The organism is Bdellovibrionales bacterium, assembly GCA_018266295.1.
Lineage (GTDB): Bacteria > Bdellovibrionota > Bdellovibrionia > Bdellovibrionales > Bdellovibrionaceae > JACMRP01.
Genome location: JAFEAQ010000008.1, coordinates 31873 through 52053 on the forward strand (window position 1 = coordinate 31873; position 20181 = coordinate 52053).

The 20181-nt window shown below is 44.1% G+C and carries 17 protein-coding genes; all 17 read right to left on the minus strand.

Features of this window, described 5'->3' with window-relative positions; all coding sequences use genetic code 11:
* Nucleotides 1-29: 29 nt before the first annotated feature.
* Nucleotides 30-1334 (minus strand): hypothetical protein, encoded by a 1305-nt coding sequence (locus tag JSU04_06130; protein MBS1969864.1) that lies wholly within the window; start codon nucleotides 1332-1334, stop codon nucleotides 30-32.
* Nucleotides 1304-2365 (minus strand): hypothetical protein, encoded by a 1062-nt coding sequence (locus tag JSU04_06135; protein ID MBS1969865.1) that lies wholly within the window; start codon nucleotides 2363-2365, stop codon nucleotides 1304-1306. Before JSU04_06135 ends, JSU04_06130 begins: the two co-directional genes overlap by 31 nt.
* On the minus strand, nucleotides 2353-3120 hold the full coding sequence (locus JSU04_06140; protein MBS1969866.1) for an outer membrane beta-barrel domain-containing protein: 768 nt from the start codon (nucleotides 3118-3120) through the stop codon (nucleotides 2353-2355). The genes JSU04_06135 and JSU04_06140 overlap by 13 nt, the downstream gene beginning before the upstream one ends.
* Complete coding sequence (locus JSU04_06145) at nucleotides 3120-4202, minus strand: hypothetical protein (GenBank protein MBS1969867.1); 1083 nt, start codon at nucleotides 4200-4202, stop codon at nucleotides 3120-3122. The genes JSU04_06140 and JSU04_06145 overlap by 1 nt, the downstream gene beginning before the upstream one ends.
* Nucleotides 4203-4212: 10 nt before the next feature.
* Nucleotides 4213-5454: an energy transducer TonB gene (locus JSU04_06150; GenBank protein ID MBS1969868.1), complete on the minus strand. Its 1242-nt coding sequence runs from the start codon at nucleotides 5452-5454 to the stop codon at nucleotides 4213-4215.
* Nucleotides 5455-5466: 12 nt separating this feature from the next.
* Nucleotides 5467-5769, minus strand: coding sequence for a hypothetical protein (locus JSU04_06155; GenBank protein MBS1969869.1), 303 nt, complete (start codon nucleotides 5767-5769; stop codon nucleotides 5467-5469).
* Nucleotides 5766-8708, minus strand: coding sequence for a tetratricopeptide repeat protein (locus JSU04_06160; protein ID MBS1969870.1), 2943 nt, complete (start codon nucleotides 8706-8708; stop codon nucleotides 5766-5768). The genes JSU04_06155 and JSU04_06160 overlap by 4 nt, the downstream gene beginning before the upstream one ends.
* 20 nt (nucleotides 8709-8728) lie before the next feature.
* Nucleotides 8729-9211 (minus strand): biopolymer transporter ExbD, encoded by a 483-nt coding sequence (locus tag JSU04_06165; GenBank protein MBS1969871.1) that lies wholly within the window; start codon nucleotides 9209-9211, stop codon nucleotides 8729-8731.
* Nucleotides 9212-9217: 6 nt separating this feature from the next.
* Entirely contained in the window at nucleotides 9218-9661 is a 444-nt protein-coding gene (locus JSU04_06170; GenBank protein MBS1969872.1) for a biopolymer transporter ExbD, read from the minus strand.
* A 42-nt stretch (nucleotides 9662-9703) separates the two neighbouring features.
* Complete coding sequence (locus JSU04_06175) at nucleotides 9704-10378, minus strand: MotA/TolQ/ExbB proton channel family protein (GenBank protein ID MBS1969873.1); 675 nt, start codon at nucleotides 10376-10378, stop codon at nucleotides 9704-9706.
* Nucleotides 10379-10574: 196 nt separating this feature from the next.
* Nucleotides 10575-11894: a HAMP domain-containing histidine kinase gene (locus JSU04_06180; GenBank protein ID MBS1969874.1), complete on the minus strand. Its 1320-nt coding sequence runs from the start codon at nucleotides 11892-11894 to the stop codon at nucleotides 10575-10577.
* On the minus strand, nucleotides 11887-12900 hold the full coding sequence (locus JSU04_06185; protein MBS1969875.1) for a YcaO-like family protein: 1014 nt from the start codon (nucleotides 12898-12900) through the stop codon (nucleotides 11887-11889). The genes JSU04_06180 and JSU04_06185 overlap by 8 nt, the downstream gene beginning before the upstream one ends.
* Nucleotides 12873-14303: a hypothetical protein gene (locus JSU04_06190; GenBank protein ID MBS1969876.1), complete on the minus strand. Its 1431-nt coding sequence runs from the start codon at nucleotides 14301-14303 to the stop codon at nucleotides 12873-12875. Before JSU04_06190 ends, JSU04_06185 begins: the two co-directional genes overlap by 28 nt.
* Nucleotides 14304-14394: 91 nt before the next feature.
* Complete coding sequence (locus JSU04_06195; GenBank protein MBS1969877.1) at nucleotides 14395-14637, minus strand: hypothetical protein; 243 nt, start codon at nucleotides 14635-14637, stop codon at nucleotides 14395-14397.
* Between the two features lie 398 nt (nucleotides 14638-15035).
* The gene (locus JSU04_06200) at nucleotides 15036-17006 is read right to left on the minus strand and encodes a hypothetical protein (GenBank protein MBS1969878.1); all 1971 of its coding nucleotides are present in this window, start codon (nucleotides 17004-17006) and stop codon (nucleotides 15036-15038) included.
* Nucleotides 17007-18821, minus strand: a complete 1815-nt coding sequence (locus tag JSU04_06205) for a hypothetical protein (protein MBS1969879.1) — start codon at nucleotides 18819-18821, stop codon at nucleotides 17007-17009.
* 142 nt (nucleotides 18822-18963) lie between these two features.
* A complete protein-coding gene (locus JSU04_06210) occupies nucleotides 18964-19845 on the minus strand; it encodes a trypsin-like serine protease (GenBank protein MBS1969880.1) in 882 nt (293 codons plus the stop codon).
* Between the last annotated feature and the right edge of the window lie 336 nt (nucleotides 19846-20181).

Consider the following 20181-nt stretch of genomic DNA (forward strand, 5'->3'; position numbering starts at 1 on the left):
GCCCCATCTTTGGAGCCGTTTGATAATTACTAATTTAGGATAGCAGCTTTTAGGTCGACTGCGAAGCGTGCTCCGTCTTTATACTGATAATTAACATCACCAGAAAGGCGAACTGAGTTTTGATCCGGGTTGTACAACCATCCGCCTTTACCTTGCGGGATGATTTGGCCTTTGCCTGCGGCCAACTCCTCTGGAGTGCCGTAACGAACGCGAAGTTGAATCACGCCGTTTTCAACAACCGGCACACCGCGAGTGAGGAAGATCTCTTTAGCCATCGTTCTCACTTTAATATCAGCACCGATATTTGCCAAATCTGTACCGAAGTTACGGCTGATGATGCTCATGATGTACTTGTTTTTAATTTGGTCGTCGTTCGTGAGATCCGCACTTCTGTTAGCGCTTGCGATCAATTGCTCTAAACGTGTTGGACCGAAACCTGTTTGGCAACCAGGTTCGCTTTTATTCGTGATGCGCACTGGAGTTTTCTTCTTCATATCAAAACACTCAGAGTGATACTTTGGCAAAATACGAAGACCGTAATCCTTGTATTGATCTGAGTCTTTTGCGTTCACAAGAACGCCATAAACCGAGTACTTGTCTTTACGACCACCTTTGAAATCCAACAGGCGACGATCCACTTCATCCGGAGTGATGCTGGCGCTGCCATCATCTGCATCCGTCAAGAAGATCACAACAAGCTGAGCATCAGGACGGAAGAATCCGTCATTCACTTGGCCGTTGCCGGATTTATCAAGAGCTGCGAGAAGTGGAGAGAAGAACTCTTCATTCTCAGGACCGCCCTCAGCAAAAGGAGCCACACCGATGTCCAAAGTCGAGGCCATCAAGTCTTTTTCAGTGCGAGTGACGAAACGCTTATTGAAAGACTGATTTTTGCCGTCTTTGATAAAGCGCAATTCGCCGATACCGTATTGGTCTTTTTTAGTTGTAATAAAACGCTCAGAGCTGTCCCACGTAGAAACCACACCGATATGGTAATCGATCATTTTGTTACGAACGATGCCGTCAGAGAATTTGTCCATGTTACGCACAAGGTTCGCCTGCGCGGTTTTCATACTGTCTGAATTGTCTGTAACGAACAAAATATCAACCTGTGGATTGAAGTCGAGCTGGCTATTGCCACCATCTTCAGTGATCCAACCGGCTTTTTGTTCCGCAACGCGGGAATAGGTCGGTGGAGTTGGTTGAACAATCGGTTGTTGTGCTGACATGGAAGCCGTTTCGGGGCTGCAAGCCGCAAACAATGAAGTTGCTAGGATAAGGCTGCCGATTTTAAATGAAGTTCTCACATCTTCCTCCGAATGTTCTGAGGGCATGCTTTCGTACGTACTTGGTATTTATCGAGTTCATCGATCCAAGGACGGCCGTCGTCTACGAACACGAGCTGGTCAGAGTTCGTTTCGCTAAAGTCACCTTTTTTGAAGAGAGCTTTATCCATTTCAACGTCCGCATGGAGTCTTTGGATGGCTTCAACTTCGACAAGGTTTAATTTCTGAACGATTTTAAAGTTGTCATTGGTTTCAAGAGCCGCCAATTGCTTCATACGATTTTGCAATTTAGCTTGTGCGGTTGCTTTTGTTTTCTCGAAAGAAGCCTGAAGACTTTCCGATTTGCCTTCTGCTTTCAAGATGGCCAAAGCTTTTTCAGTGAGTTTCAATCTCATCAATTGGCGTTGGAATTCGATATCTTTGTAGAAAAGCTGTGGCAAATGGTTCGCGGCTTCACCGACTTCAGAGAATTGCATAGGGAACGTCTCAGCCGTCACCATGATTTTCGCCATGGAATCGTTCATGCCTGTTTTAGACAAGTTTTGGATTTCAACCAAACGTGGCTTTTGCTTATCTTTAAAGAGCTTATTTGTTTCGAAAACTTCTTTATAGTTGCAAGTCTTCAGGTTCGCCAAAGATTGCAAGAAGTAAGCTTCAGAACCGACGTAGCCCGCAAACTGAGGAGCCAGCAATGTTTTGGTCTGGCCCAAAGAAGCGTCCATTTGATTTTGACGGAAGTAAGTCCAAGCTTTTTCTTCAACGGCTTGCAACCAGTAAGCACTGCCTTTAGCGACTTGGTCGTAAAGAGCACGGGCCTCCTCGTATTGGCCTTTTGCGTAGACCTTACGAGCTTTTTCCATCAATGCTTTGTCAGCGCAATCGCTGCAGGTGTTGAGGTATTTCTTATCGAGTTTATCGAAGTCCACCATTTGCAGTGTTGCAGCGGTGTTTTTAGACTTCAAAGCTGCTGCGAAATCTTCGGACCATTTCTGCGCTGAAAGACGATCTTCAGCACGGGCGCCGATAGCAGCAAGAACTACTAAAGATGCTAAGATCGATTTGATCATCATAAGATCCATCCAAGGCCGATAGTGGCCGCAGCAGAGTTAATATCACGTGAACCCGTCACGATTTGGTCTTTGTAAGCTTGGTAACGGATTTCTGCGCGAGCAGAAACGTGTTTCGTCATCCACAAACCAAAACCAAGGCCCGCCGTCGCGATACCGGTAGGACCGCTCTCGAGGACGATTTGTCCACCACCTGCAAGCAAGTAGAAGTCGAATTGCGCAATCGCTTTATCAAAGAAGTTGATTTTACCGTAAACAGGGTACCAGTTGATCGTGCCCATAGTCGCATTTTGTGGTCTGTCGATATCTACGATCGTAGAGCTAAGACCATTGTTTTTATTTGCAAGAGCTTCATCGTAAATACGCTTACCTTCTGGAGTCTCTTGATTTTGGTAAGAGTAGTAACGAGCGCCGATCGACCAGCGTGGAGTCAAATGGAAGTCCAAGGTCGCACCGATATTTTGCGTTTGTACATACGTAGTCCCACCCATGACCCCGCCATAATTGATTCCTACTTCGAGGCGGTTGTGACGATCTACGATGCGATCTTGGACAATACGAGATTTAGTTTCAGGATTGAGTCTCTCTGACATTTCCATCAAAGCATCGTTACCACCAAGGCCGTCGACGTCTTTGTTGAAGTCGATTTGCTTAGCTTGTTGCTGTTGAGGAGCTGGAGCCGTTTTCTTTGTGGTTTTAGGGGCTGCAGCTACAGAGAGAGAAGCCAACAAAAGAGTACTGAGGGTTAAAACTTTGAGGGTTTTCATTACTTCTTACCTCCAGCTGTCTTTACGTTTTGTGGCTTTGCTTCAGAAGCCGGCGGGGTTGTAGGAGTAGCTGGTGTCGCCGGAGCTTCTGGTGTTGGACGATTGATTTTTACGCGGATCACGGTGCTTGGGCTTGCGTTGAAAGCAGAAACCACTCTCAAAGCAATGCGAGTTTGAGTGAAGTTGACGTTGGCAACAGTGCCATTTTTCAACTTTTGGTTTTCAACCGGCATGTTCTTCGTGTCGAAAACACGGTTGAACTTCCATTTGTAGTCACCGAGGTATTCAAGAGAAGGGCGGCTTGGGTCTTTAGAGACGTAGCGGGCCCCATCCATTTCCATATAGTCGGAGCCCACCACCTGAGTTGTTTCATCTTCGGAAGGTGACAAGCTTGGTTTTACAGCAGAGTTAGCATCAACACCTGGAAATTTCACTGTGATAGAGAAAGGAACAACGTCGCCTTCTTTAACTTCTTTATCCAAACCAGTCACCGTCAACTGAGAAGGCTTTTCTTGGTTTCTAAAGAGAGAGAAGAAAACAGTTTTTTCAAGAGACAAACCTTTAACTGTGTTTGCTTTTTCTTGTGTCTTAGCAGAGACAAGAACAGGAACTAAAGTCGCATTATAGACTTTAGGAGGTTGTTCGTCGTAAGAGATTGTGTTTGTCGCTGGAGTCCAGCGAAGCTCATAGGTGTTAGGTGATTGAGCTGTTGAAATGTCGCGGAATTCTGCTCCTGTTGGAAGACCTTTTGCAGTCAGCTTCATTTGGATATCAGAATCTTGTACGCGAAGAGTGATTTTGTATGAAGTTTGCTGGCCTTCGTAGAAAGCCATCATCTTATCGCCCAAGTCGATTTTGAAGTAGTTGTCGTTCAAAGTCGCTTGTTCTTTGATCACTTCTTTGTCTTTCGTGACATAGACGATCTTTTCAGGAACAGGAGTCGGGCCCGTTTGGAGTTGTTGTTTTGCGTTTTCACGGATTTGTTTGATTTCCGCTTCGCGAGAATCTCCGTAGTTGCTGCTGCCGCAGGCTGCGAACGTCAAACTAGCTGCCATCAGAGTGTAAGATAATACGTTCTTCATAAAACTCTCCTTATCGACTGCTCACGCGTGTCAGGTTGAACGGGTAGAGGACGTCGACATTGACCTTTCCTACAGGTTTAGGGAACTGCCATGTTCTCATTTTATCTAGCATGCAATTTTCAACGAGCTTCGAACCAAGGGAAGACTGAGCTACTTTCGCAACTGTGATTCTTCCAGCAGGGCCGATAGTGAAATCAACCGCGACGCGTCCGCCAATTGAAGGTTGCGCTTGCAATCCTTTTTCATAGCAGTAAGTGATTTGACCTAAGTGTTTGTTAATAACAGCGAGGATTTGGTCCTGATCCAAACCACCTTCAACAGTGGCTTCGTCATCAAGAGGCAAACTGATTGGAGACATACCACCAACCATCGAGATCTTACCGTAACCAGCGCGACCGCCACCAGCGCCACGAGTGCCGTAACCGCCAGCACTTTCAGCACGGCCACCTTCACCAGCGCTGCCGGCGATAAGACCGTTACCCGGCATCATTCCTTTTACGCCACCACGGCCAGTAGAACCAACACCGCCACCACCTTGGCCTTGGCCAGCAGAGCGGATGTTTTTCAAAGAGTTCATATCCAAGCCTTCAGCACCTTTGTGACCTTTTGCAACGCCACCCAAAGCTGCCAACGCACCGACACGGTGAACGTCCGTTGCTTTTGCAGTTTTCACTTTATATGGCTTCGTCAAAAGTTTCTTCGTCGCAACTGGACGGTAGACTTTGTTTGTCGGCTTGATTTTCTTTTCAGAAACTTTCACATGAGGAGCTGGAGCCGGTTTTTCAACAACCGGAGTTTCTTTCTTAGGAACGACGATTGTTACCAAAGCTGGTTCTTCAGGTTTTTGTGAGAAGTATTTAGCAGAGATCCAAGAACCCAACATTAAAATCAAAACGATGGCGATGTGGCCGATCATTGTTTTTTCGAGGATTGTCTTAAGTTCTTTCTCGTCTTGTTCCTTTGTCAGTTGATGGTCTGGGCTGTTGATAGCCGTTTCATCCATCAAGCGGAGTTGGCCTAAGCCAGAGAGCTTTACAGGCTTTTCGAGATCAGAAACAGTCAGAGTTTTCAGCAGAGTGTACTCAAGCTCGTTGTCCTCAAGAGTTTTGAGGTTTGCGACCGCTTCAACGCGGCGCTGGTCTTTCAAGAAGACGATATTCATTGAGCGTGAGTCCACCGCAAAGGTTCTTACCTTTTGGCCCAGCATATTCTCTAGGATCAGCAGTTGTGTGTTTTTCTTTGCAGTGCTCATGACTTTACGTCCTTAGTTTCTTTCAGTTTCTCTTTGGCTGCGGTCTTCAAACTGAGTTCTGCCGCCTAAGAGATCTTCCATAAATTTATCGTTCTCGACCGTCGCTGTAGAGCTCAGTGAGCTCTGGTACTTACCGCGGAGATTGGAACCGTTAAACTTAAACGAGGTTCCGAGCTTCGCTTGCGGGGCCGAGGTCCCCTTCGGAGCCGCCTTCTTGGCAGCAGCTCTTTTGTGAGCTGCCCCAGTTTCAGCGTGTGCTCCATTTACCGCGAATATACAGAGCAAGATCAGGGCCAGAGTTTTTGAATTTTTCATAGGCTTTTTCCTCTCTGAATTCGACTTAAACGAGCTTCCAGGTACGAAGGCATCAGCGGGTGGCCGATTTTCGTCTCTAGATTTTTCAATTTTTCAATATCACTCACGTTATCAGGGTTTTGCGCCACCGTTTTGCGCGCAGAAACCAAGTCATCCCAACTCAAAGTGCCTTCGTTCAAAGCTTTCTCGACGGCGCTGTGGTTGCGGCTATTGCTAGGCAAAGCAGCCAGCAAGTTCATTTCGCGGCGAAGAAGTTTTTTGATCTCAGGACGAACTGTGGAGAAATCTGTGAGTAACTGTGAAATCGCTGGAGAGCGTTCCCAGATCTCAGACTCACGTTGTTGCGAGAACTTCGCTTTCACATAGTAAGGTTTTGATTGTTGCTTCAAGATATCGAGGTATTGCTTTTGCTCTGCAGCAGTTAACTTCTTAGGAACCGGCAATGCCACGAGGTCACGGACCATGCGGTCGTTCTCAGAAGAAACCACGTTCAAAGCCAGCAATTGAGCTGTCACGTCTTTGAACTTCAAGCTTTCAGCCAATGTTTTATCAGCTTCTTTCAGGAGCTTAATACGCTCTTTGATCGTTCTCTGCATGGCAGAATCTGATTTAACGTTCAACTGGTGACGAGCGATACGTGCTTTAAACGAAATAACGTCAGAGTAGAAATCCTGTTTAGCAATGAAGTTCGGAGCCGATTGACGGCGGAGTTCCTTCATCGCAAGAACCGACTTCAAACCCTTTTTATCGCCTGTGCGAGCATAAACCAACAAAGTGATTTCGTTTAAAAGGCCTGCGTCTTTAGCCAATTCAGGAGCTTGAGCTTTCAACTCACGAACTGGGTTTGGCGAGAGCAATACCAGGCGTGATCTGACAGAGCGAGCGCTCTGACCTTTAAGACCAGAAGCCAAGGCTTTCTTATAGTGGCCAGTTGGGTTCAAATTCGCCAGATCAGCAAGAGTCCCCAAGCGCAATTCTTTATCCGCAGACTTCATACCTTTGAATTTCATTTTCAAAGCAGTGAGGTAAGCGTTTTTGAAATCGAGTTTCTTTTCGTGGAAAGCAACGATTTTACCGAGGCTTTCTTCACGACGTTCTTCCGACAAACCAGGTTGAGCCATCAAAGACTGCAATGAGCGAACGTAAACGTCGTCATTGTTCAAGCGTTGAGCCACGATGCTCATATTTGTATAGAGCAAAGTCTTCTCAGCAGCCGTTGCGCCCGCCATATTAGCTTTTTGCATTTGCTCCAAAGACTTGCTCAGGTCTGAGTTGCTTGCGTTCTTGTCATTTGCAATGCGAGCGACACGGTTCATCAAGGCCTTACGAGCCATTGTTGAATACTCGGTACGATCTTTCGGAAAGGCCTCAGCATATTGCCAAGCCCAGTCTTCTAGGCTGTCTTCGTATTTCATTTGCGCTAAGCAATCGAGTGAAAGATCCGCAGACTTCTTACGAAGGTTCGCAGGACCCGATTTATCCATCGCGAGCACATAGAAGGCTTGTGAAGCATCACGATGATTCTTCTGTCGGTAAGTTAAGTAAGCCATTTGGTAACGAACTTCAAAGCTCTTATCGCCTTTAGGCGCCACTTCGAGGTAGTGTTCGTAAGCAGCTTTTTGCAATACAGGATTTTGAGATTTCTCAGCCGTTGAGATCTCGCTCAACAGAGCGGTCTTTTGCACTTCAGGTTTTGTTTCTTTGTTGTTACTGACTGAACGGAAGAACTGCATTGCAACCGCATGTTTTCCCATATTGTCAGCGACTTGAGCCCCACGCTGAGCCATCTCCGTATCATTCGGGAATGTCTTGCTGTAGATGAGGTAAGAGTTCAGCAAATCGGCATCGGGTTTGAGTTTTTTAGAACGGTGAAGCTCCGTAACATAACGTTTCATTGTCTTTTCGAGTTCTTGGCACTTCGAAGCGTCTTTGCAATTCTTTTGGTATTCCTGAGCAGCTTTAGCGAAGTCTTGAGTCGACTTGCTTGTTTCGCCACCATCGTAGTTGACTTGCGCAAGCTTCACGAAAGCTGCAAGACGTTCTTCTTGAGTCAGAGTTGTGTCTTCCAAGTAGCGGTTGTAGATCGTTGCAGCGGCTTTCTTCTGACCGAGACGATCGGCTTCAGAAGCAAAGTGCAAGAGCAAGTCTTTACGGCTCTCTTTTGGTGAGAAGGCTTCGTAGCTTGTGATTTCTTTAGAGGTGATCGGACGGCGAGCATAGAACGTCGCTAAGTCCTTGATGATGTCGTTGTGGAAAACAGGGTCGTACTTAATGCCTTCGTTGTTTTCGCGAACGATGAGCTCAGGCTTTTTCAACAAGCCTTCCATTGTCGCGATACCAGCATTGAGTTGATCCAAATTCAACTGGCACCAAGCCATGTTATAAATCACTAAGCCGCGGCCTTCGAGGTTTTTATATTTAAGAGCCACTTCATAATGGCCGAGAGCTTCTTTGTATTTTGCTTTTTGGAAAAGAAGGTCACCAAGGCTTGAATGAGAACGAGCGACGATCTCTTCAGAGGTATTCTTGGTTTTAGCTTCTTTCAAGATGCGTTCGTACAGAGCGATCGCTTTATCCGATTGACCTGCCATCTCTTGCAAGTGGGCAAGCTGGAACAAAATTGGACCGTGATCGTTCAATTTAACTTCTTTTAAAAGGTCTTCATAGATTGCAACGGCTTTCAGGCGATCTGCTTTCGAGCCTTTGCAAGATTCGCAATTGGCTTCAACTTCTTGCATGAAGCGGAGGCGGGCGCGCTCTGAGAGCAAGTCCGCAAGACGTTGCTCCGTCGGCAACCAAGAAGCATCGGTTTTGTCCATGGCAGAAAGGACGCGTTCGAGTCTGTCTATAACCATGTCCTGAGTTTGCGCGCTCATTTTCTCAGCGTTAGCCACAGAGAGGCCGCCCAGGAAGATACCGCCAAAGACTGCACTAAAAATAAGGAGATGGTTTAAAGTTTTCATTTTGTGGGAATGACCGCAAAGCGGAGTTTTTCAATACCGGCCTCAGAACCTGCTCTCAAGAGAGGATCGAGGTCTGCGTATTCCATGTTTGTGTCGGCTTGAACCAAAAGTTCCATAGCCTCTTTCGTCGATTTTTTAAGTTCAGCGAGCTTTGTGCCCAATGAAGTGCGAGGCACAGGCTTTTCATTCAAGAAGTAATTGCCTTTCTCGATTTTGAGAGTGGCAATTTCTTTCTCGAGTGCCTGGCTGTGCTCAGCCGTTGGCAAGCTCATTTGGCCAGGGATCTTGCTCTCAACACCCGTCGTTTGTGTGCCGATGAGAAGATAAATCACGATAATACAAAAAGCGTCGATCAAAGAAGTCAAAGGCAGCGCAAGACCGAGTTCTTTGCCATGCGAAGTTTTCTTACCGTCTTTCTTCAAAGACATGGCTTGCATGAGGGGTGAACGACGTTGTGTGATGAATGTATTGGTATTCATGTGATCCTACCCAAGTGGGGACAAGCCCACTCCGTCGAATTGATTTTTCTTAAGCTGATCCATGATACGGATCACATCGCCGTAAGAAGCGCGGGCTTCGGGGCGAACGATACTTGTTTTCAGTTCCGGCACCTGAGCACGGAGCGCTTGAATCTTAGCTTCAAGCGCCGTCCAGTTTACGCCGGTAGCTGTTTTCACGATCGTGTCTTCCAAGTTTTTGATTTGGGGTACGTCACGAAGAGAAAGTTGAACGTTACCGTCCTTCGTTAAAACAACCCAGAGCGACGGAGGATTTTTCTGTCCAGCCGTGGAATTGTCGCCGATGGCTTGCTTCGTATCGATCGATCCGAGTTGCAACCAAACTGCGGTGAGCAGCAAGAAGCAGATCAGAACCGAAAGGATATCGAGAACTGGCAAGATGTTTAATTCGAAGTTAAGTTCTTTTTTCATACCGGACTCCATGCCCATTAACGTGAAAGAGAGAGTCTTAAATTAGTTCTTTGATTTCTTGTCTGTTACTGGGGAGTAGTGAAAGCCCAATTGAATGAAAAGGTTCAAAGCGGCTTTGTTAAGATCCTCAGTTAAACGAGTCGCACGGTTTTGCAAAACGGCGTACATGATCAAAGCAGGGACTGCGACGACCAGACCGTAAGCTGTCGTGTTCATTGCCAAAGAGATCCCTGATGACAGGATCGTTGCTTTTTCAGCAGCATTGGCGTTGGAGATACCAGCGAATGAGTGAATCAAACCAGTGATTGTACCCAAGAGACCCATCAGAGTTGCAACGTTGGCGAACATCGCCAAGAAGCCGATGCGTTTTTCTACGCGAGTCGTTTCCTCGAGAAGAATTTCGTCCATCTTGAGTTGGATCTCTTCTTTGCCGCCCATATCGATGGCAGCTTGGATACCGGCAGCAGCAACCACACCGAGGGGTTCTGTTTGACCGATTTGCTGAGATCTGCGAAGAGCTTTCTCAAGGTTACCGGCTTTGATATCGTCGGCGATGACCTTAGAAAGGGCCTTCTGGTTGTCTTTGCGTTTCATGAAGAGAGCGACCGCTCTTTCGATGATGATTGCCATGGACACGATCTGAGCGGCTAAAATAGCCCACATCCAGATAGCGTCAGATGATGTAAATGCGCGACCAAGTGATAAAAAGAATTCCATTGTAATCCTCCATTACGTTCCTCAACAGCCGGAATACAGCAACGGAGGTGCCAGCCCTGAGAGCGCATATAGAGGACCTGATAGCGCAAATTAGCCTTGAGAGCACAGAAGTGCCGCAAAAAGGCAGCCGCTGTACGGGAATTGGTCACCGGAGGGTAAAGGCGGCTTTAACTTGGGAGAGGAAAATGGTGGAAAATTATTTGGGGCGAAGGGGAATGGTAAGGGTTACGTTAGTGCCTTGGCCAAGCTGAGAAGTGATTGTGAATTTGCCTTGGATGCTATTGAGATAGTTTTTGGCATGGTAGATACCTAAGCCGGAACCTGAAATCTTTCCGTGAGATAAGCCTTTAGTACCAAGGTTTTTTAGAATTTCAGCCTCAATCCCCGGACCATTATCAATGATAGTTACCTGAGCAAAATCATTATAAAAACGGGTAAATACGGAAAGCTCTCCGTCTACTTTCGTATTGATAGCTTCAATGGAGTTATTGAGCAAATTTGAAAGTACCCTAGAAAAATCGCCTTTATTTCCGACGACTGTTCTATTATTAGAATTTGCATCTAAGTCCATCGTAATTTTCGAAAAAATCAATTTTTTCTCCATTACAATTTCACTAACAGTCGCATTTAGATCGAGAAATAGATCGTTCTTAGAATGGAGCTCCACTTTAGGATTAACCTTGGCCTTCGTTAGAAGGTCGTTGGCAATTTGCTCTATTCGCTTGCTGGCGTTAATTATTAGATCCTTTTCTTCAGCTTTTTCGTCAAGACTTCTAACTGCGATAGTAAGTGCGGAAAGTGGAGAACGAATATCATGTGCAACCTGACGGGAGACATCTAAAAGAGTATTTAATTTTGTCTGATCTTCAATTTGCAGATTGAGTGTTTGAACCTTTTGAAGGAGAGACTGAATTGGCTTTGATACAAGTTGGAAGTCCTCGGGCACAATCAAATTAGTTTTTTCTTCGCCAAAGGAGAGGCTCGTTAGGTAAACCAGAAGACCATCAAGATAAATTTTCAGGACCGAAATAAAGAAAAAGATAAATGCACATGCAAATAGAATGTTTGCAATAGCGATAGTTAAAAATAATGGATTTTTAAATAAAATAAAACTGTGTAGCTCGATATTAAACTGTACTGCAATTGACGTATTCGGATAAAGACAGATCAGCAAATTGTCTTTCTGAAATTCATACTCTTTGCCATCACATACAAAACTATCAGAATTAGATTGAGATTCGATGATTGTATTATCGATGTTATTTTTAAGGACTATATTTTTAACAAAGCCAAAATCTGTCTCACGATTACTTAAAGTCTCGAGATATTTTCTATAGTTTCCTTCATTCAAATCTGTGATTAATGAATCACTTAACAATGAAATAGTACCTCTGGCATTTTTTGCCAGTTGTGTCTTTTCGTAAAAGAACACTGTCGCCAACATAAAAAGAGCGTAACAACATGCGATTGATACTATTAAAAAGAGAGCTGCACGCTGGCGACTTAGATTAAGCAATGGGATGTACCTCTCCTAAAACTCTTTTGTAAAAACCGGTTTTTAGCTTACCTGATGTAAAAGGATGAAAATCATTGCGTTGAACTTTTAAGCTATAGCCAGCATATCCGATACCACTAAGATCAAACCAAAATAGGTCATCTATTTTAAGCGGTGGCGCAGTCATCGGAGATGCAGAGCCCAAAGCAAAAACTTCACTTGGATCAATTTTGTTATAGCAATAATAATCAAAGTGATCCTCACACGTAATAACATTTTTGGGTGCCCCAGTTTTCGAAGACTCTGTCTGAATTTGGAAGTTCCAAAAAAATCTCCATGCCTCCAAAAAAGCTTTTTCCATTGCTGAATCTATATTTTCGCTGCTGCCATAACCAAATATATTATATGGAGGCCGATCGTTGCGATGAAGGTTACAAACCACTACATGAAATCCCAGATCATTTTTCAAATTGAGAAAACGACATTTAATGTGTGCTTGGTATTTATAAAGAAATGAATCGACTGAGTACCTATTAAATTTAGTAATTTTTTGAACTGGAGTTTTTTTGCCCCAGTAATCGAGCACTACATGTCTCTCAACAAGTTCTTTGTAGCTCCTTAGTAAAGCCTCTTTAATGTTCAATCCAAAACTTAGGCCATTGGAATCCATTAAAACTGGAACTTTTCTTAGGTAAGTACTACCATCACCAACGGAGTGAGCTTCTTCCAAACCCTTGAAAATGGGGATTCTTTCGTAAAGCTCACCAAGTGCTCTAATAATCGCTTTATTTCTATGAAATGCTTCACCGCTGGAAGCGTGCGTGTTTAAAGAGCAACCATACCAATGAAATTTTGGTTTAAAAGGTGAATTGTAATACTCAAAGAGCTTAATACTGCCGCTATCCAGGTGTGTATTAAAATTCTCTTTGAATTCGCCAAATGCCGTCTTGTATTTCTCTATTCCTTGGAATTGATCAAGATAGGCATTTAATTGGAGGCTTATTGGTTGGCTTGAACCCAATCCCAAAGGTTGAATCCTCCGTCAAAGTGGTTCAGTTCTTTCATTTTATAATCGCCCTTTGCGAGATAGATCATACGTGTGTGAAGCAAAGGCAAAATTCGATAGTCTGCAAGTAAGTTGAAATGAATTTTCTTAATAGTTTCCAAATATTTTTGGTGATTGGTTTCTACTTTAGCGCTTTCTAGAAGCTGAGCGTTTTCTTGGTTTTTATAATTAAACTGAGTGATTGGATGTTTGAATAGATACACTAGCTCCGCAATTGGATCTAAAGCGCTAACTCCAGAATAAATGTACACAAAATCATATTCTTTCTTTCCAATCAGGTCCAATCCTTCGGGAATAGAAACAACTTTAATATTAAGATCGATGTTTTGTTTCGCAAGCATATCACGAAGCTGATATGGCAAAGGGGATTTTTTCATCCAATCAAAGAGAAGCATAGTATATTGCTCTTTATTAGAATTTTTTGGGACCTCGTAAAGTTTAGATACGGCCTCTCTGTCAACTCTTGCCACAGAATTAGTGACAAATATCTGATCAGCATGATCGGCAATATTATTATTGAATGAAAATTTTGATTTCAAATTTTGCAAAAGACTGAAGATATCTTTTCTCTTTTTTACCGAATTCAATTTGGGACTATCAATATTTGATACAATAAACTCGGTAAGTGCCGGTGCGCTAACATATTTTTTACCTTCAAGTTTATCTAACTCGGCCGCGCTCGAATAGTCCGAGCCAACTAATACAACATTTGAGTGACTATTGTAATAGTTAATAGAATCAGCAAAGTCCTTAATTTCGATAATGGATACTTTTTGTACGCTTGTAGGCGATAACAATGGATGTCCTGAAAAAGAACTTAGATCCATTCTTTCTTTTGTGAAGGAATCTACTTTATAAGGCCCGGAAAGGTTTTTGAGCCTTTCGTGGGTAACTACTTGGCCTTTGTAATAGGCTGGCGGAATAATTCCAAACTCAGGTGATGATAAACTATAAGTTAGTCCATTGACGGGTCTATTTAACCGGATGGTCACTTGGCCATCTTCAGCTTTAACGCCTTCACATGTACTATCCGAACAGATTGAGTCAAATAAATCTGAATGAGCAGCTTTTTGGGTGACGATAAGCCTTTTAATGCTCTCAGCAACGTCAATAGGAGTTATAGAGGTGCCATCATGAAATTTATAATTGCTACTTATTTTTAGTTTTAAAGTTTTCTTGTCGTCAGAATATACCCAGGACTCAGCAATGCCAGGAATATAATTAGATTGAGCGCCGATTCTTAGTGGACTTTCTACGATGTTATTAGCAATAAAGAGAGTCCACAAGCTACGTCCATTTGAAACGTCCCAATCTGCATCAAAATGAATATTTGGAAAAACAAATTCGAGACGTGTTTGATTCATAGGTTTTTTCCTAGAAAAAAAAATTGTAGCTGCTATTAGACAAATAATACCAACTGCAAACCAAAAGTATAGCCTAGGAACTCTCATTATATTAATTCTCTTTAACCACCGAGATTGTTGTTGGCTGAGACATATTTGCTTCACCCTTTTGGATGATAACTTTTGGATTCTTAACAAGATCGCTATTCAAAATTTCTTCAATTTCTTTTTCATCGGTTGTTGTATATTCGTGGCCGTCCCAAATAACTTTAATAAATTTTGGAAGCTGTGTGACTGCTGCGAAGCTAGTTGTGGCAGCCAGCATAACTGAAATAATCCCCAATAATTTCTTCATGAATAACCCCTTGTGTTGGTCAAAGTGACACTAGTTTACGTATTTGACTCCATTTATACACTATCTATGCCAAAATTTATGGTTCTGGATTGAATATGGAGTATTAGAAGGCAGTCTGATGAAAAATTTATAGTGCCGTCTTGGTATGCGTATAATTTGGGCATTTAGAAAAAATTGAACTTTCCCAATCCTTAAACCGATCCCCCTCGGGTTTAACGCTCTTTCGTAGGCCGGTGATTACGTTGGAGCCTTGAGAAGTAACTAACCAGTTTAGAAGCAATCCATGAGATTTTGATTGGGAAAGCCCAACTGGCTTTTTGCATTTCCGGGGCCAGGGTAGGGAAAAATTTAAATGATTGCAATGTCCGACGGGGCCGGTGATCGGATGAGAGAGTCCGTTAAGCAGCCTTAGCGTGCTTCTGCGCGACTTCGTAAAGACCCAACCACTTCTGCAGATTCGGGTTGGTGTGATCGAGCTTACGAATACCTTGATCCATCAGCTTAAAGTTCGGATTCAGTTGAATGTACTCGGGGCGCGCTTCGGCCCAATAATTATAGATCTTATAAGCCGCATACAGGCCCGAGAGCTGGAAGGCACTGCTATTGGAGCTAAACCAACCCATAATGCGCTTCACGTGATCGTCAGTCAGGCCTTCGATTTTCACGAGATCAATCAAGGCATCGGCAGCGACACGGTTGTCGTCGTTTCTAACGAACGCAGGCAGGTCGATGACTTCGGGCTTAAGACTTTGCAACGCCTCGCGGGTATTTGAAACCACGCGCTTATTCAGCGACTTCAGGCACTGCTGCAGAAGGCTCACGATCTCTCCATCGACGGACTCCATCGTTAGCAGATTCTTCGCAAGCAAGGTAATTCCCGAGAGAGCCTGCATGTTCTCGGACTTCATACCGATTTTCAGGAGGTTGCGGTATTGCTCGACGACCGCGTGACTCACGCGATGAATTTTCAGAGACGAAATATGCGCCCGCAACTGATGGAAAACGTGATTCTGATCATTCAGAACGGCGTTGGACATCTCTCGCAGCATCGCTGCTAAGTCATGGTCTGTGCGGAAGTATTTTAAGCGTGTCAGGCTGTCGACCGGGTTCTGATAGCCTTTAATAGAGCGAATGTATGCCAGGTGGAAAGGCTCATCGTAGTTCTTAACTTTCACGACATTTTCAAACTGTGTAGAGGCATGGCCATCAAACTTGCTCATCGCCTCACTTGGCAGAGTCAGCATCGAGAACTGCTTCTCATCGATGGTCGTCAGAAAACGAGCCGTGTTGATCAGCGGCTGACCTTCGGTTTCAGAGTTGCCTCCGAGTTTTTCAAGCTCCACAGAACCTGCATCGAGGGCAGCCTTCACAGTTAATTTGAGTTCCGGTAACGTGAGCTCATGCCCGAGGTCTTGAAAGATCTCAAACATCCCACGCACAGCGTGCAGGGCCATCAGCTCCGCATCCGGAGTTTCATTTTTAGGAACAAAGAACGAGATCTCATCGCCAGCAGCATTTTCTTTGTAGGCTCCGTAGCGCGCAAGATACTCGCCACCGCGATTAAAGAACGTTTGAACGATATATTGCAAAAGCTCCGCAGAGATTTTCTGCTTGAGGACTGTGTAGCCGTTGATATCAACACGTGCAGCGGTGATTTCAACACTCTTGGCACCGGCCTGGATCTGCTCGTGAGCCCAGTTAAGACCGCTGTACGAGTTCGCTCTGTACTCCTGCGCGAGTTGTTCGGCAAGCTGGCGTTTCTGTTCCACGCCGTGGATGTATTCTTTAAGGCGAAGGGCATCCTTCGAGATGATCTCGGAGCTACCGGCAGGGGAGCGTCCTTTGAACCACTGAATGATGTTCTTCACATCGAAGTTCAGGAAGTAAGAGGCCACCTGCTGGATGAGCAGGATGATGCCGAGAACGAAGATGATGAGGACTTCTTTTTGATCCTTCAGCACTTGCAAGAGGAGCGTTTGGAAAGGCACATCGTCTTTACCGAAGAAGACAATATAGTCTTGTCCTTGCACTCGGATACTGCGCTTTGTTTGATAGAGATCTTTAGGATCGTATTTGGACTCTTTGATCAGGGCATTTTCACTCGAAGGATAAATGAGCTGCCCTTTGCCATCACGAATAGTGTAGTAAGCAATAGTCTCGGTCTGGCGATAAGTATCAAACATATTCTGGAAAAGATCATCGGCCTTTTGGTCACTACTATGATCGAGCATCTGAGCGATAGCTTCGATGCGCGCCTCGTCTCTGTGATCAACGAGAGTCTTCATGCGCCAATACTGAACAACATAAAGAATCGGATAACCGATGAAGAAGGCGATAAGAAAGATGTATGTCTTCTTAAGGAGTCCCAATTACTTACCTCTCACGAGAACACCGTTCTTCTCAGTGTAGAGGACTTTAGTGCTCGGGGTTTCAAACTTATAACCATCCGCAAACTCAATCTGAACGCCCTTGTTACGGAGCTCCGTACGGTAAGCATTATCAGAAAGAAGTTTCTTACGAACTTTCAGCGCATACGCATTGTCGAGGCCTGGATCTGAGGAGAGACGGTTCGCGCTCTTGTTCACAGAGGCTACGTTACGTGAGCCACCTGATAAGCCAGAGCTTCCAAGGTTGGCAGTGTTACCGCTAGTAACCTCGCCACTACTGCTTCCGGAAGAAGAACCAGATGCAACTTCCCCAGTACGGCCAGTAGTCGCCGCAGCTTTGTTAACGGCTGCGGATTTCGCGACCGTAGTTGCGCTGCCAACGGCAGCAGAAGTGTCGCCGCGGTTGCCATTTTCAAAACTAGTTGGAGGAAGAGTTTGAGCGAAAGCCGGGCTCTCAACATAGCTCACAATTGGAGCAATTTTCTTCGCTACAGTGTTAACTGAAGCATCAACGTAAGTTTTTACGTTTTGATACTGAGCTTGTTGTTGAAGCGAAGGGAGCTTAGTATTTACTGAAGAACTTGAGCTAGTATTCACGGTGCCTAAGCTTGCAATACTACGTTGTTGAACAGTAGTGGAAGAGGATCCGGAGTAGTTATTGCCGCCAGCCGCCTCTGTTGCACCTGAAGTATCGTTAGCAGCAACTGCTGTGCCTTGATTCGTTACGGGTGTCGTAGCGCGCTCAGCGAAGGAGCTATAAGGGTTTGCAACATCACCAGCAAGTGTTTTCGCGCCGGTGCTCTTTGCATTTTCATCGGCAATGAATTTATTCTTTGATTCATCGATTTCGCGATTTCCAACGAACATTACATCCATTGGATTACAGTTGCCCTTTTCAAATTCCTTAATTTGTTTTTCTTTGAACGGATCAGGATCCCTAACTGTGTGCGCGAATTCATGTACGATAGCTTCCTGAGCTTTTTCTCTAAATTTATCTGGATTTTTTGTCAGGCAAGCAACATTAAGATGAATTTTAGTTTTGATACCTTCTTCAGTGATTCCACAAACATCACTAGTTGAAGGCGTCAAACTACAATTAATCGGGAATGGATTATTAATCTTTTCCTTCACTGCATCTTTGCTGTCAGTCTCAGAAAGTAAATTTCCTACCTTTGCGCGGAGGCTCGTAAATGGACTGAATAATAAGCTATTTGCGCTTTGTTTTTGAGTGCAACTCAAAATTGGAGGCTCTCTAATTGCTTCTAATGTATCTTCACTGGCTGCGAGAATTTCATAGGCCGCTACCGATAGAGCATCAAAATTCTTTTGTCCCAGCTTTTCTAAGCAGTCTTTTTCAAAAAAGAGCTGCTCAAACTTTGGCATTTTCTGATTATTATAAATGTCTAATAAACTATTTTGATTTTTAATGGCTGGAGGCACGGTGCAAGAATTTGTTTCGTCATCTAAATCTTTATTAAATTTCTCATATGGACGAAATGTGATTCCTGTATTTTCCCAAATGCTCTTATTTGCTACATACTTAAACTTTAGAAAACCAAGTTTTGTCCGCTTTTCCACCCACATGATAGATTCATGAGATGTTCTATCGACAACTATGCGAATAGCATTTTTCTCAACAGTTTCCCGAGAACCATTTCTTGTTTTGGTGAAGTTGTAAGAAAAATTTAGGTCGCCAGTTATAAAAACATTGGATGTGGCATTTCTAGTATTTTTATAATAGAAGTTTGCAGCGAATGCTTGATGCGCTGTAAATAAAACTGCAAAAAGAAGATTCAAAATTGCTTTAATACTGAAATCCCTTAAATGCTGACAAATCAATTAGTTAATTAACTATTAGATCGGCATTTAAGGGTAAATAGTTGAGAGGTGAACGGAATAAATCGGTTGTCTCAATTTGAGATTAAGTCGGTCCTAGGGTCTAGTTACAAGTGTCTTTATACTTTTGGTAGGCAGCCTTTGCGTTTGCCCAGTCAGCTGTGAAATTTACTGCTAAGCCTCTTGTCGCCGAAGCAACTTGCTGATTCATTACGCCGATTGCTCTTAACGAACCATCAGCTTCTCTGCAAAGCAGAGGACCGCCAGAGTTGCCTGGTGTTACAGGACAACTAACATTGAATGCTGTAAGTCCACTCATAGATGTATCTAAAGAACAGTTGCCTTGCCACCAGAGATTTTTTACTGATTTTTCACCTGGGTAGCCTGCTACTTCAAGAGTTTTGCAAGTTTGTGCGTCTTCAACACTATATTGGGCAGTTGTGATTTTTGGGATTCTTTGGCTAATACCTTTTTCTAACTTATCATTGAAAGATTTTTTGAGCTTAATAAGTGCCCAATCCTCTGCGCCATTGTCGGCACGATTAGCATCAGGGTTACCAGAAGCAACAACCTCACCCTCAATTGAATATTCAAAATCTTTGCCGGGAGTTTGACTTTGACCAACGTTGAAAGTCACTTTTTGACCGAGTACTTTCTGATTTCTGCCAAGAACATGCTTTGCAGTCCAAACAAGGCATTCATTTCCTAACCACGCAGAGCCACGACCAAGTTTCGTGTCAATCGCTCCAATACCGTTGTATTCTGGATTCTTGATTCTATCGAGAGGTTGGCGCTGATCATTGTCCAAGTGACCAACTGGTCCTTTGAATTCAGATACAACATAGTAGCTCTTCAAAGCAGGCAACTTCGAAAGACCGCTTTTCACAGTGAGGTTTTGAGCACAAGTTTTAGTGTCTCCAAATGATACACTTGCAGTGCCGATCAGAGTTGCCAAGATTGTGATAACTAAAGCTGTGTTTTTCATAACGACCTCACTTGCAAATAGGTATTTCAAGAATCGTGCAGTGCCAGATGCAAATGAGTGATAGTTTAAGACAAATAGAACTGTCAAGGACCCGAATCGAGGACCAAAATTGGCGCCTAAGTTATTGGAATTATTTCAGAGTGAGACACTTTGTGCGTTCGGTGAAATGCTAAAAAGCATGGCACTGAAGGGGGCTCTCCAATCCGTCCCTGGCCGATTTCTCCTCGGGGGTTCAACGCCCCTCTTAGGCGTGTACACGCTGGAGCCTAAAATTACCGGAAAAGTTTTAGCAAACGTTCAATGATCTCAATAGCCAAAAGAACCAGCCTTAAGAGC